Genomic DNA, 12696 nt, shown 5'->3' on the forward strand with positions numbered 1-12696 from the left:
CCGGGGTCGCGGTGGCCAGGCAGCAGCGTGGCCATGCCGCCCGCCTCGCGGCCACCCCATCGCGTTCGGCTGGCCGGTGAGCGAGAACGGCCCGGCGCCCGGGCGGCCGATGTTCGCCGTGGCCAGATGCAGGTGGATCAGGGCGGCGTTCTTGTCCGTGCCGGCCGAGGACTGGTTCAGCCCCATCGTATAGAGCGAGAGCGCGGCGCCGGCTTCGCCGAACCAGCGGGCTGCCGTCTCGATGTCGGCTGCCGGCACGCCGCACAGATCTGCTGCCCGGGAGGGCGGGAATGCCGCAACGATCGCCTCGAGCGCCTCGAAGCCCTCGGTGTGCGCCCCGATGTAGTCACGCGCGACATGGCCGTCCCGAACGAGGACATGCAGCATGGCGTGAAAGAGCGCCACGTCCGTGCCCGGCAGGATCGGCAGATGCAGATCTGCAAGCGATGCCGTGTCCGTGCGGCGCGGGTCCACGACGATCACGCGCATGCCCGGTCGGGCTGCCTTGGCCGCCTCCAGCCGGCGAAAGAGAACGGGGTGGGCGAATGCCATGTTGGCGCCGGCGATCAGGACGCAGTCGGCGAGCGCCAGGTCTTCGTAGTTCGCGGGTGGTGCGTCTGCACCGAGCGTGAGCTTGTAGCCCGTGACTGCGCTCGACATGCACAGCCGCGAGTTGGTGTCGATATGGTTGGTGCCGACGAGGCCGCGCGCGAACTTGTTGAAGACGGCGTAGTCCTCAGTCAGCAATTGACCCGACAAATAGAAGCCGACAGCGCCGGGGCCATGGCGTTCGATGATCGCTGCCAGGCGATCAGCCACGAGGCGGGTTGCCTCGCCGAGCGGCATCGGCTGGTGCGCCGCGGTGCGCGAGGCGCGCGCGCTGGCTTGCAGCACGCGCGCCGCATCCCCGCGCACGGTCGCGCCCAGATTCAGGCCCTTGCTGCAGAGCCGCCCGTGGTTTGCGGGGTGGTCCGGGTCGCCCTCGACCTCAACCACCTCGCCATGCCGGGTATGGACCCGCACGCCGCAGCCCGTACCGCAGTAACAGCACACGGAGGCAACGACGGCAGCATCCGTCTCGGGAAGGGGCCGAATCGGAATCATGGCGTGACGCCCTCCTGGCCTGCGGTATCGCCAAACATGAGGTCCTCGCGTAGCGCGGGCAGCGCGAGCCCGCTGTCGATGAGCCGGCGATACCACGCGCCGTCGGCGGTATCGCCATACAGGCACGCACCCACGAGTCGATCATCGCGAATCACGAGCTTCTTGTAGAGGCCGCTTTGCGCGTCCGTCATGACGATGGTCTCGTCGTCGTCGCCGCCATCGAATTCGCCTGCCGAGAAGACGTCGATGCCGGTGACTTTGAGCGTGGCAGCGGTGAGGCTGCCGCGATAGCGGCCGATCCCGACACGAGCCAGATGATCTGCCGCCACGCGTGCCTGTTCCTGGGCCGGGGCGGCGAGGCCGTAGACCTGGCCACGGTGATTCACGCATTCGCCGATGGCGTAGATGCGCGGGTCGTACGTCTGTAAGGTGTCGGAGACCAGGATGCCGCGATCGACCTGCAATCCGGCGTCGCTGGCGAGGCGCGTGTTGGGCCGCACGCCCACGGCCATCACCACGAGCCGGGCCTCAACCTCGGTGCCATCCTGGAACCGAACCCCCGCCACCGCACCCTGGCCGTCGTCGAGCAGCGCATCGGTCTCGCGCCCCAGCAGCAGCGCGAGCCCACGCGCCTGGAGCTGCGTGCGCAAGAGTTCGGCCGCCTGCGCGTCGAGCTGACGATCCAGGAGTGTCTGACCGCGATGCACCACGCTCACCTGCATCCCGCGCATGGCCAAGCCCATGGCCGCCTCCAGCCCGAGCAGTCCGCCGCCGATCACGACGGCCGTGGCCGCGGCCTGGCTTGCCGCGACCAGGCGCTCCACGTCGCCCACGCTGCGAAAGGTCTGCACGCCGTCGAGATCATGGCCCGGCACCGTGAGGGTCACCGGCTCTCCCCCCGTGGCCAGCACCAGGCGGTCATACGGCGTGACTGAGCCGTCGTCGGCATGGACTTCCCGACGCACGCGATCGATGCGCGTGGCCGTGCAGCCCAGACGCAGGCGAATGCCCTGCTGCGCATACCAGGCCGACGGTTGCAGCACGATGTCGGCCAGATCCTGTTCGCCGGTAAGGACCGGCGAGAGCAGGACGCGGTTGTAGCCGGGCACGGGCTCGGCACCGAAGACGGTGATGGCGTAGAGATCCGGCACGCGCGCGACGAGCTCCTCGAGCACGCGCACGCCGGCCATACCGTTGCCGATCACGACGAGGCGGGGGCGGGAGGGGGCAGGCATGCGAGGTCTCAGGCGGGCACGAGTGCGGCCGGGTGGGTGTGGCGGCGGTGCAGGAAGTCGACCACCGCGGCGCGGCAGGCCTGGTAGACGGGGTCTTCGGACAGGCCCAGACGGCTGCGCGGACGCGCGAGCGGGACATCGAGGATCTCGCCGATGGTGGCGGCCGGGCCGTTCGAGAGCATGACCACGCGATCGGACAGCAGCACGGCCTCGTCCACGTCGTGGGTCACCATCAGCGTGGTGCAGCGCGTCTGCGCCACGATGCGCAGCAACTCGTCCTGCAGGTGGGCGCGTGTGAGCGCGTCCAGTGCGCCGAAGGGCTCGTCCATCAGGAGTACCTGAGGTTCCGTGGCGAGCGCGCGGGCGATGCCCACGCGCTGCTTCATGCCGCCCGATATCTCACGCGGCAGCTTGGCCTGGGCGTGCGTGAGGCCCACGAGGGCGAGGGCGGCCAGGACGCGCTCGCGACGTTGGTCGCGCGATTCGCGACTGGCAAAGACGCGGTCCACCGCGAGCAGCACGTTCTCGTAGCAGGTGAGCCAGGGCAGCAGCGAGTGGTTCTGGAACACCACGGCGCGATCCGGCCCGGGGCCCGTGATCTCGCGCTCGGCGCAGAGCAGGACGCCCTCGGTCGGGCGGGTAAGACCTGCCACGAGGTTGAGCAGCGTGGATTTGCCGCAACCGGAGTGACCGATGAGGCTGATGAACTCGCCGGGTTGCACTGTGAGGTGAATGTCGCGCAGGGCCACGAAGGGGCCGTTGCGGGTGTTGAACGTCTGGCCGACGTCCTCGATGCGCAGGGCAGCAGGCATGATCATTCCTCCGTGAAAGTGAAGCGACGGGCGATGCGCACGAGCGCCCACTCGAGCGCCAGGCCGACGATGCCGATGACGAAGATGGCGATGATGATGTGTTCGACCATGAGGTTGTTCCATTCGTCCCAGACCCAGAATCCGATGCCCGTGCCGCCGGTGAGCATCTCGGCCGCCACGATCACGAGCCAGGCCGTGCCGATGGACAGGCGAACGCCCGTGAGCACGTGCGGGAGCACGGCGGGCAGCAGGACCTTGGTGAAGACCTTCCACTCGGACAGATCGAGTACCCGTGCGACGTTCAGGTAATCCTGCGGCACGCGGGCCACGCCGGCGGCGGTGCTGACGATCATCGGCCAGATCGAACAGATGAAGATCGCCCAGATCGCGGCGGGGTCTGCGGACTTGAAGAGCAGCAGGCCCAGGGGCAGCCAGGCCAGCGGGGACACCGGGCGCAGCAGGGCGATGATGGGCGCAGCCATGGCGTGCAGCGCGGTGAAGCGGCCGATCAGAAAGCCGAGCGGTATCCCGACGATGGCGGCCAGCCCGAAGCCCTTGGCGACACGCTCGAGCGAGGCAAGGACGTTCCAGCCGATGCCGCGATCGTTCGGGCCGTTGTCGTAGAAGGGCTCGGCAAAGAGCTCGCGGGCGGCGGCCCACGTACGCGCGGGCGATGGAATGTCGGGGATCGCCAGCGCGATGGCCTGCCAGATCAGCAGGAAGATCGCGAAGCCCGCGGCCGGCCCGAGGACGGCGCGCAACGCGGTCTCGGCGTGGCCGCGCCAGGCCAGTCGCGAGGCCACGGGCCGGGCCGTGGAAGCCAGTGTGTTCATGTCCTATCTCCAGGGCGCAATGCGCCAGTACCTTCTCGATCAACACGGCGCGAGCGAGGATGCCGCGGTGCGTATGCCCTGCGTGCTGCTACACCTTGAGCGCGAAGCCGTCGGCGTATGCGGCCGGATCGCTGCCGTCCCAGCGCACGCCGTCCATGAGGGTCGTGGCGCGCATGTCGGATACGGGTGCCGCCACGCCGATGGCGCTGGCCGCCTGGCGATAGATGTCCAGGCGATTGATCTTGCGGGCCACGGCCAGGTAATCCGGGTGTTCACCCAGCAGTCCCCAGCGCTTGTGCTGGGTGAGGAACCACATGCCGTCGCTCAGATAGGGAACGTTCGCCGCGCCGTCGCCAAAGAACCGCATGGGATGCGCGTCCTGCCACTGCCGGCCGCGCCCGTCGTCGTACTTGCCCAGCATGCGATCGACGATGGCGTCGGCGCTGGTGTTGACATAGGCGCGCGCGGCGATGGTCTGTGCCGTCTTGCGCAGGTTGTCCTGGGAGGCGTCGATCCAGCGGCCAGCCTCCATCACGGCGGCCGTCACCGCACGCGCCGTGTTCGGATGACGATCGACGAAGGCGGCGGTCGAGCCCAGGACCTTCTCCGGGTGATCGACCCAGATGTCCTGGGTGGTGTTGGCGGTGAATCCGACCTTGTCCATGATGGCGCGGGCGTTCCAGGGCTCGCCGACGCAGAAGCCGTCCATGGCGCCCACGCGCATGTTGGCGACCATCTGGGGCGGCGGCACCGTGATGATCTTGGTGTCGCGCATCGGGTGCACGCCGTGGCTGGCGAGCCAGTAGTAGAGCCACATGGCATGGGTGCCCGTGGGAAATGTCTGGGCAAAGGTGTATTCACGCGGGTTGGCCTTCATGTGCGCGGCCAGGTCTTCGCCGCCCTTCACGCCCGCCTCGGCGAGCTTGCTGGACAGCGTGATCGCCTGTCCGTTCTGATTGAGCGACATCAGGATGGCCATGTCGGTGCGCGCGCCACCCACGCCCTGGTTCACCCCGTACATGAGGCCGTACAGCACGTGGGCGAAATCGAGTTCGCCGTTGACGAGCTTGTCGCGCACGCCTGCCCAGGACGCCTCCTTGGACAGCACGATCTTCACGCCATGCTTCTCGTCCAGGCCAAGGACGGATGCCATGACGACGGAGGCGCAGTCGGTGAGCGGGATGAAGCCGATGCGCACCTCCTTCTTCTCGGGCGCGTCGGAGCCTGCGGCCCACGCACCGGCTCGCACGAGCGGATCCAGCATGCCAAGTCCTCCCAAGGCGATCGCGGTCTTGCCCGTGGTGCTGAGCCACTGTCGCCGGGACGCGTCCGTCGGCAGGGTCGAAGCGGTCACCGGGTCCACAGGGTTGCGAGCATCCACGATCATTCTCCTGAAGCAAAAAAAACGTCCCGTGTCCCGAGCGCAGGGGATCGGGATCACGGAACGTCGTTGTTCCTGGGCTGCGAAGCAGCAATGACGACCGCCGTTGGCCGTCATGCCAGGTCATGCAAGGCTCGTGCCAATCCTGCGTCGCTCCCTTGCGCAGGCCGATGCGCTGCGGGCCGCCAGGCGTCACGATCCTCACCATGGTGCGGCGCTGCCTTGTCATGGTGCGGCAAGCACCGGCGTCGCTCTCGTCAGTGCACGCTTACGCGCCGGCAGCGCATGGCATGGATGCTGCATGACCTCTCAGCCGGTGGCAGACGCCGGGTGAAGGGACGCGATGCTCAAGGTAATGCTCATCAACGACGCTTCGGGCCGCGCGGCGAGCCTGCGCCGCACGCTCGAGGAGGCGGGCGTGCACGTGGTGGCCGAGTGCGGGCCGCTCCGCGATCTGGAGGCCGCTATTCTGAAAGCGGCACCCGACGTGGTGCTCATCGATGCGGACGCGCCGGCGCGCGACACGCTCGAGGGCGTCTGCGTGGCGAGCGCACGCACGGCACGTCCCGTCGTCATGTTCACGGACGCCGGCAGCCGCACGGCGATCCGCGACGCGCTGCAGGCGGGCGTGGCGGCCTACGTCGTGGGCGAGGTGCCGGCGTCGCGCATCCAGAGCTTGCTGGATGTGGCGATCGAGCGCTTTGGCGTGGAGCAGGCACGGCGCGAGGCGCTGTCGGAGGCGCAACAGCGCCTGGCCGAACGTCAGTGGGTGGAGAAGGCCAAGGGCCTCATGATGAAGATGCGCAACGTCAGCGAGGAGGAGGCCTATCGGCTGTTGCGCGAGCGCGCGATGCAGAGTCAGCGGCGCATTGGCGAGGTGGCCCGTGAGCTGGTGGACGTGGCGGGCTGGCTCAAGAGCTGAGGAGCATTGTCAGGTGCCACGGGAGGCCACGTCTCATCCGCCCGAATCCTGGTCGATCCAGACCCGCGTGCCCATGCCGTCCTGTGACAGCCGCATGTGGTACTCGTATCGCTCCGGGTGATAGAGCCCGACGAAGTACTGCACGGCTGTGCCGTCCTGCACGTAGCCGATGCGGGTGACCCGAAGCAGCGGTGTGCCCGGCGAGACCCCGAGCGCGCCCGCCGCGGTGGGGTCGGCCAATACGGCGCCGAGCACCTGGTCCGCCGACGTGACGGCATGGCCAGCCTTGGCGAGCGCCACGAGCATCGGCACTTCCTGCAGCGTGAAGCGTTCGACGGCGCTCGCCAGCCGGGCCGGCAGATAGACTTCGGAATACGACACTGGCTGGGCCTTGTGCTTGCGCACCCGCAGCACACGCAGCACGGGGGTGTCGACCGCCACCCCCAGGGCACTGGCCGCGGCTGCGGGCGCGGGCGTCACCGTGCGCTCGAGCACGTTCACGCGGGTGCGCAGGCTCATGCTCACGATGTTGTCAAGCAAGCCGCCGCGTCGCAGCGGTGTGGGCGTGGACACCGCCGCATCCGGGGCGGGCAGTGTGCCCTTGCCGCGCAATCGCACCACCAGGCCTTCTTCAGCCAGACGTGCCAGCGCGGAGCGCACGGTGACGCGCGCCACGCCGAACTCCTGCGCCAGCAGGCGTTCCCCGGGCAGGGGCAGGCCCGCGGGATACACGCCGCGGGCAAGACGTTCGCGCAGGATCAGCCGCAGCTGGTGGAATCGCGGCAGGACGGGATCGAGGGACATGGCCACAGCGTGCTTCGGGCGTCCCGGCAGCGTGCCGGGACATCCCCTCACTGTACCGTGGTGCCGGAGGCTTCGATGATGCGCGCCCAATGCGCGATGTCGTCACGGATGAAGGCGGCGAACTCGGCCGGCGGCATCGGGTTGGCGGTGGCTGCCTCGTGCTGCATGCGCTTCTGGTAGGCCGGGTCGTCGATCGCTGCCTTGATGGCCGTGTACAGCGTGTCCGTCGTCTCGGCCGGCATGCCGGCCGGGCCGAAGAGGCCAAACCACGCCGTGGATTCGAAGCCGGGCACTGTCGCGGCGATGGCGGGCACCCCCGAGAACTGCGGCAGCGGCTCGCGGCTGGTGACGCCCAGGAAGTCGATGAGTTCGCCACTGCGGTGCGGCAGCACGTTCACCGTGCTGGCGAACATGAGATCCACCGTGCCGGCCATCACATCCTGCAAGGCTGGGCCGGTGCCCCGGTAGGGCACGTTGAGGATGTCGGTGCCGGTGGCCGTCTTGAACTGCTCGCTCGCCAGATGCAGGGACGAGCCCTGGGCGCCGATGGCAAAGCTCAGCTTGCCGGGATTGGCCTTGGCGTACTCGATCAGGCCAGCCACGTCCTTGAAGGGCAGCCCGCGTCGGGCGATGAGCACGCTTGGCACGCGCGCCACCTGGGTGATCGGCGTGAAATCCGCCACCGGATCGAAATCCAGGTTCTTGTAGAGCGTGGCATTGATGGTGTGCCCGGTGAAGCTCATCAGCAGGGTGCTGCCGTCCGGCGCAGCCTTGGCCACATAGGAGGCGGCGATATTGCCGCCGGCGCCCGAGCGGTTCTCCACGACCACGGTGCGGTTGAGCGACTTGTTGAGCGACTGGGCGATCACCCGGGCCAGCGTGTCGGTGGTCCCACCCGCAGGGCTGCCCACGACGATGGTGATGGGGCCCTGCTGGGCCAGGGCGGGCATGCTCGGGGCAAGCACCGCACAGGCAGCCACGGCAGCTGCCTTCAGGACGAATCGGCGGTCAAAGGACATGATGTCTCCGTTGTCGTGTCAATTTATTGCCCTCACTCTAGGTGCGGGACGCTCGCCTGACAATGGAACCAACTGGTCCTATGCAGAGGACCGCCTGATCCGCCTCAGTCCTGGAACGGCAGACCGACGTAGTTCTCCGCCAGCGACGTGGCCGCTGCCGTGGAACCTACGAGGTAGGCGAGCTCGGCCTCCTGGATCTTCTGGCCGAATTCGCCCGTGTCCGGGAAGCGGTGCATGAGCGAGGTCATCCACCACGAGAAGCGCTCGGCCTTCCAGATGCGCGAGAGGCAGCGTTCGGAATAGTGCTCGAGCGCGACCTGATTGCCGCGGTAGTGGTCGACCATGGCCTGCCAGAGGAAACGCACGTCCGAGGCGGCCAGGTTCAGGCCCTTGGCGCCCGTCGGCGGCACGATGTGCGCCGCGTCGCCGGCCAGAAAGAGCGTGCCGAAGCGCAGCGGCTCGGCCACGAAGCTGCGCAGGGGCGCGATGCTCTTCTCGATGGACGGGCCGGTGATCAGATTCGCCGCGGCCTCCTCGTCCAGGCGCAGGCGCAACTCGGCCCAGAACGCCTCGTCGCTCCAGTTCTCGGCCTTGTCGTCGAGCGAGCACTGGACGTAGTATCGGCTGCGCGTGGGCGAGCGCTGGCTGCACAGAGCGAAGCCGCGCTCGTGGTTGCAGTAGATGAGTTCGTGCGAGACGGGAGGCGTATCGGACAGGATGCCGAGCCAGCCAAACGGGTAGACGCGCTCGTAGGTGCGCAGGGCGTCCTGCGGCACGCTCGCGCGGCACACGCCGTGAAAGCCGTCGCAGCCCGCGATGAAGTCGCATTGCACTTCGTGGGTCACGCCGTCCTGCTCGTAGCGCACTTTGGGATGGGCGCCGTCGAAGTCGTGCACGCTCACGTTGTGGGCTTCGTACACCGTGGTGAGGCCTTCGGCTTCGCGGGCGTCCATGAGGTCGCGCGTGACTTCGGTCTGGCCGTAGATCATCACGGTCTTGTTCACGAGCTTCTTGAAGTCGATGCGATGGCGCTCACCCTTGAAGCAGAGCTCCGTGCCGTCGTGCACCAGGCCTTCGGCGTGCATGCGCTGACCGACGCCGGCCTCGTCCATCAGATCGACCGTACCCTGTTCGAGCACGCCGGCGCGAATGCGGCCGAGGACATATTCCTTGCTGCGTTGTTCGATGATGACGTTGCTGATGCCGGCCTTGTAGAGCAGCTGGCCGAGCAAGAGGCCGGCGGGGCCCGAGCCGATGATGGCGACCTGAACGCGCATGGGAGTCTCCTCGTATCGTTGGATGTTGCGAGCAGTCTAGGCCCGCGCAGCGCCTGCGCCAATGGACAGATCCGACAACAAACAGGACAATCCGAACATCCCCTTTGCTTCGCCTCGGTCACGTCATGCATCCGGTGCCCACCTACGCCTTGTACGGCGAGCAGCCAGCCAGGGTGTTGCCTGAGCCGCTGCACTGCGAATCGATTCCGTCGCGCAGCCGACTGCACGGCTGGGAGATTCGCGAGCATCGCCATCCTCACTTCTTGCAGATTCTGTACATCGCCGCGGGCAGTGGGCGGGCACGCATGGCGACGGCCGAGGTGACACTTCAGGCGCCGTGCATCCTGGTCGTGCCAGCGGGCGTGGCGCATGGCTTTCAGTTCTCGGAGGACATCGACGGGTTCGTCTTCACGGCCGTGCAGGCGAGCGTGCCGCCGGGGGTGCTGGCGGCGTTCGTCGAGCCTGTCTTTCACGACCTGGCCCACGCGGGCGCGCCACGCGAGGACGTCGCGCACGCCGTGCACATGCTCATGAGCGCGTGGGGGGCGCCGCCACAGCCGTGGCGGCAGGCAGCCTTGCTCGCGGGCCTGACCCTGGTGCTCGTGCAACTCGCCGCGGCCCGTGCACGGGCGCATGTCCAGGCTGTGATAACGACGACGCGAGCGCACCACCACGCCGAACGCTTTCGCATCCTGGTGGAACGCCACTTCCGGGAGCACCGGAGCATCGACGACTACGCGGGGCGGTTGGGCATCACGCCCACCCAGCTCAACCGGGTCTGCCGCGAGGTGCTGGGTCATTCCGCGCTGACGGTGATCCAGCGCCGCCTGCTCGCCGAGGCCGAGCGCGAGCTCGCATTCACCACTTTGAGCGTCAAGGAGGTGGCACTGACGCTGGGCTTTGCCGATGCAGCTTACTTCAGCCGTTTCTTCGTGCGGCACGCCGGGCAGACGCCAACGGCGTATCGGCGGGCGGCGCGGCAGAGCCTGAGTGAACAGGCCCCGCCAGCGCAGGGGTGACGCCCCAACGGCGCGCACCCTGAGGAAGGCTGCCTGCGCACGCAAGGCAGCCGGTCATCACAGATCGAAGAACACCGTTTCCCGATCGCCCTGCATGTGGATGTCGAACGTGTAGGCGATACGGCCTTCGCGCGCTTCGCGGCGGGCGATGAGGGTGTCGCGGCGCTCGGCGGGCACGCTGGCGAGCACGGCATCCTTGGCGTTGGCCGCGGCCTCGTCCTCGAAATAGATGCGCGTGAAGGCGTGCAGGAGCATGCCGCGCATCGTGACGATGACGTTCACGTACGGCGCTTCGTCCGGACCACAGGCGCCGGGCTTGACGGTCTGGAAGCTGAAGCGGTTGGCGAGGTCCGTGCCCGTGCCGCAGCGGCCGAAGCCGGTGAAGCCGGTGCGCTCGACGTCCTGCAGCGTGTCGACGAACTTGCCGTCGGCGTCCGCATGGGCGATCTCGATCATCGCGTCACCGACCGGATTGCCGGCGCCATCGAACACGCGGCCACGGATCTCGATCAGCGTGCCGGGCGTGTCGTCGCGCACGAGCACCGGGCGGAAGGCGCTGCGAAAGTTGTACAGATATTGCTCGGGGGTGAGACCGTAGGCGAAGTACGGACCGACGGTCTGTGAAGGTGTCTGGCCGAGTTTCATGGATCACTGCTCCATCGGAGTCTGTTGGGGGCCGCGCAGCACGATGTCGAAGACGTAGCCCAGCGCGATGTCAGCGCGGGTGACGTCCAGCGAGAACTTCGCGACGAGGCGCTCACGTGCCTTCTCGGGCGTGCCCTGGTAGATCGGGTCCAGCGCGAGCAGCGGATCGCCGGGGAAGTACATCTGCGTGACGAGACGGCTGGCGAAGGACTGGCCGAAGAGCGACAGGTGGATGTGGTTCGGACGCCAGGCGTTGGTGTGATTGCCCCACGGGTAGGCGCCCGGCTTGATGGACACGAAGGTGTAGCGGCCTTCGTTGTCCGTCATGCAGCGGCCGGCGCCCAGGAAGTTCGGATCGAGCGGGGCATCGTGCTGGTCGACCTTGTGCACGTAGCGCCCGGCGGCGTTGGCCTGCCAGATCTCGACGAGGGTGTTGCGCACGGGGCGGCCATCTTCGTCCGTGACGCGGCCGGTGACCACGATGCGCTCGCCGATCGGCTCGCCGTTCTGGCGGGCGTTGCGGGTGAGATCGTGATCGAGCTCGCCCACGATCTCGTGGCCGTAGACGGGCGCGAGCAGATCCTTCAACGCCGGCTTGAGCGGCACGAGCGGCTTGGTCGGACCGCGCAGCAGCGTCGACTTGTAGGGCTGACAGAGGTAGTCGGAGTGACTGGACCAGTCGCGCGGACTGAGCAGCGGCGTGTCGCTCATGGAAGTCTCCTTGGAAATGAGCCGCCACTTTACACATTACTTCCGGTTAATTAAATTGAAGAATCGTGTGGAGTTAATTGAGCTCTGGTTATGGAATTGACGTCGTTGGCGCGCGGCAGCCTGGTGGATCCGGCCCTGGTCAAGCCGGGCGGCCGGTTGCGACTGCGCCACCTGCAGTGCTTCATGGCGGTGGCCCGCCTCGGCCGCTTGCGCCATGCCGCGCAGGCGCTCGCGATCACGCAGCCTGCCGTCACCAAGACCTTGAACGAGCTCGAGGACATTCTGGGTGTGCGGCTGGTGGTGCGCGAGCGGCGCGGTGTGACGCTCACCACCCACGGTCAGGCCTTCCAGCCCCACGCGGCCGCCTGCATCGAGGCGCTCGATCGCGCGCTGGCAAGCGTCGGCCAGGTGAGCGCGGCGGCGGCGCCGTTGCGCATCGGCGCCTTGCCCACGGTGGCGGCAGCCGTGCTCGCCCCGGCGCTGCGCGAGGTGCGACGCAGCCACCCTGACTCGCTCGCGCAAGTGATGACCAGCAACAACGCGGCCTTGCTCGACGCCCTGCGTCGTCAGGAACTGGACGTGGTGGTGGGCCGTCTGTCGGATCCCGCCGACATGGGCGGCCTGAATTTCGAGTATCTGTACGCCGAGCCGCTGGCTGCGGTGGCCCGTCCGGGCCACGGCCTGGCCGGCGGCCGGCCGCTCGCCGTGGCGGACCTGGCCGGCGTCGCGCTGGTGCTGCCACCGCCGGGCACTTTGTTGCGCCACGCCGCCGACGGGCTGCTAACGGCTGCCGGCGTGACGCGGCCTCTCGTGGCGCTGCAGACCTTGTCCGTGTCGCTCGCGCGCGCCTTGGTCGCGAGCGGCGACGAGGTCTGGCTCACGGCGCCCGGCGCGGTCGACGGCGACATCGGCGGCCGGCCTGCTTGTGCGCCTG

Annotated in this window: 11 protein-coding genes and 2 pseudogenes; 3 read left to right on the forward strand and 10 right to left on the reverse strand. The window is 68.2% G+C overall.

Features of this window, described 5'->3' with window-relative positions; translation table 11 throughout:
* From IMZ29_RS21250 to IMZ29_RS21270, 5 genes and pseudogenes are all read right to left on the reverse strand, one after another.
* Positions 1–1104: pseudogene (locus tag IMZ29_RS21250) on the reverse strand (molybdopterin-dependent oxidoreductase); the annotation flags it as partial.
* A 2-nt stretch (positions 1105–1106) separates the two neighbouring features.
* Positions 1107–2339: pseudogene (locus IMZ29_RS21255) on the reverse strand (NAD(P)/FAD-dependent oxidoreductase); the annotation flags it as partial.
* Positions 2340–2347: 8 nt separating this feature from the next.
* Entirely contained in the window at positions 2348–3151 is an 804-nt protein-coding gene (locus tag IMZ29_RS21260) for an ABC transporter ATP-binding protein (RefSeq protein ID WP_216188102.1), read from the reverse strand.
* A gap of 2 nt (positions 3152–3153) precedes the next feature.
* Positions 3154–3984 carry a nitrate ABC transporter permease gene (ntrB, locus tag IMZ29_RS21265; protein ID WP_216188104.1) on the reverse strand — a complete coding sequence of 277 codons (831 nt, stop codon included), beginning with the start codon at positions 3982–3984 and terminating at the stop codon, positions 3154–3156.
* A gap of 88 nt (positions 3985–4072) precedes the next feature.
* On the reverse strand, positions 4073–5371 hold the full coding sequence (locus IMZ29_RS21270) for a CmpA/NrtA family ABC transporter substrate-binding protein (RefSeq protein WP_216188106.1): 1299 nt from the start codon (positions 5369–5371) through the stop codon (positions 4073–4075).
* 337 nt (positions 5372–5708) lie between these two features.
* Here IMZ29_RS21270 and IMZ29_RS21275 point away from each other — a divergent pair, with 337 nt between their 5' ends.
* Entirely contained in the window at positions 5709–6287 is a 579-nt protein-coding gene (locus IMZ29_RS21275) for an ANTAR domain-containing response regulator (protein ID WP_216188108.1), read from the forward strand.
* A gap of 33 nt (positions 6288–6320) precedes the next feature.
* Here IMZ29_RS21275 and IMZ29_RS21280 read toward each other — a convergent pair whose 3' ends face one another.
* The 3 genes from IMZ29_RS21280 to pobA all read right to left on the reverse strand — a co-directional run bounded on the left by IMZ29_RS21280 (position 6321) and on the right by pobA (position 9387).
* Positions 6321–7091 carry a GntR family transcriptional regulator gene (locus tag IMZ29_RS21280; RefSeq protein WP_216188109.1) on the reverse strand — a complete coding sequence of 257 codons (771 nt, stop codon included), beginning with the start codon at positions 7089–7091 and terminating at the stop codon, positions 6321–6323.
* A gap of 47 nt (positions 7092–7138) precedes the next feature.
* Positions 7139–8110, reverse strand: coding sequence for a Bug family tripartite tricarboxylate transporter substrate binding protein (locus tag IMZ29_RS21285; protein WP_216188111.1), 972 nt, complete (start codon positions 8108–8110; stop codon positions 7139–7141).
* Positions 8111–8214: 104 nt separating this feature from the next.
* Positions 8215–9387, reverse strand: a complete 1173-nt coding sequence (gene pobA / locus IMZ29_RS21290) for a 4-hydroxybenzoate 3-monooxygenase (RefSeq protein WP_216188113.1) — start codon at positions 9385–9387, stop codon at positions 8215–8217.
* A 125-nt stretch (positions 9388–9512) separates the two neighbouring features.
* Between pobA and IMZ29_RS21295 the strand changes: the two genes are divergently transcribed.
* The gene (locus IMZ29_RS21295) at positions 9513–10406 is read left to right on the forward strand and encodes a helix-turn-helix domain-containing protein (protein ID WP_216188116.1); all 894 of its coding nucleotides are present in this window, start codon (positions 9513–9515) and stop codon (positions 10404–10406) included.
* 57 nt (positions 10407–10463) lie between these two features.
* On the opposite strand, the gene pcaG is transcribed toward IMZ29_RS21295, so the two are convergent.
* Entirely contained in the window at positions 10464–11051 is a 588-nt protein-coding gene (gene pcaG, locus IMZ29_RS21300) for a protocatechuate 3,4-dioxygenase subunit alpha (protein WP_216188118.1), read from the reverse strand.
* A gap of 3 nt (positions 11052–11054) precedes the next feature.
* On the reverse strand, positions 11055–11762 hold the full coding sequence (gene pcaH, locus IMZ29_RS21305) for a protocatechuate 3,4-dioxygenase subunit beta (protein ID WP_216188120.1): 708 nt from the start codon (positions 11760–11762) through the stop codon (positions 11055–11057).
* Positions 11763–11852: 90 nt separating this feature from the next.
* Between pcaH and IMZ29_RS21310 the strand changes: the two genes are divergently transcribed.
* A partial coding sequence (locus tag IMZ29_RS21310) for a LysR substrate-binding domain-containing protein (RefSeq protein ID WP_216188122.1) occupies positions 11853–12696 on the forward strand: 844 nt, incomplete at its 3' end.

The organism is Verticiella alkaliphila (assembly GCF_018904615.1).
Classification (GTDB): Bacteria; Pseudomonadota; Gammaproteobacteria; order Burkholderiales; family Burkholderiaceae_B; genus Verticiella; species Verticiella alkaliphila.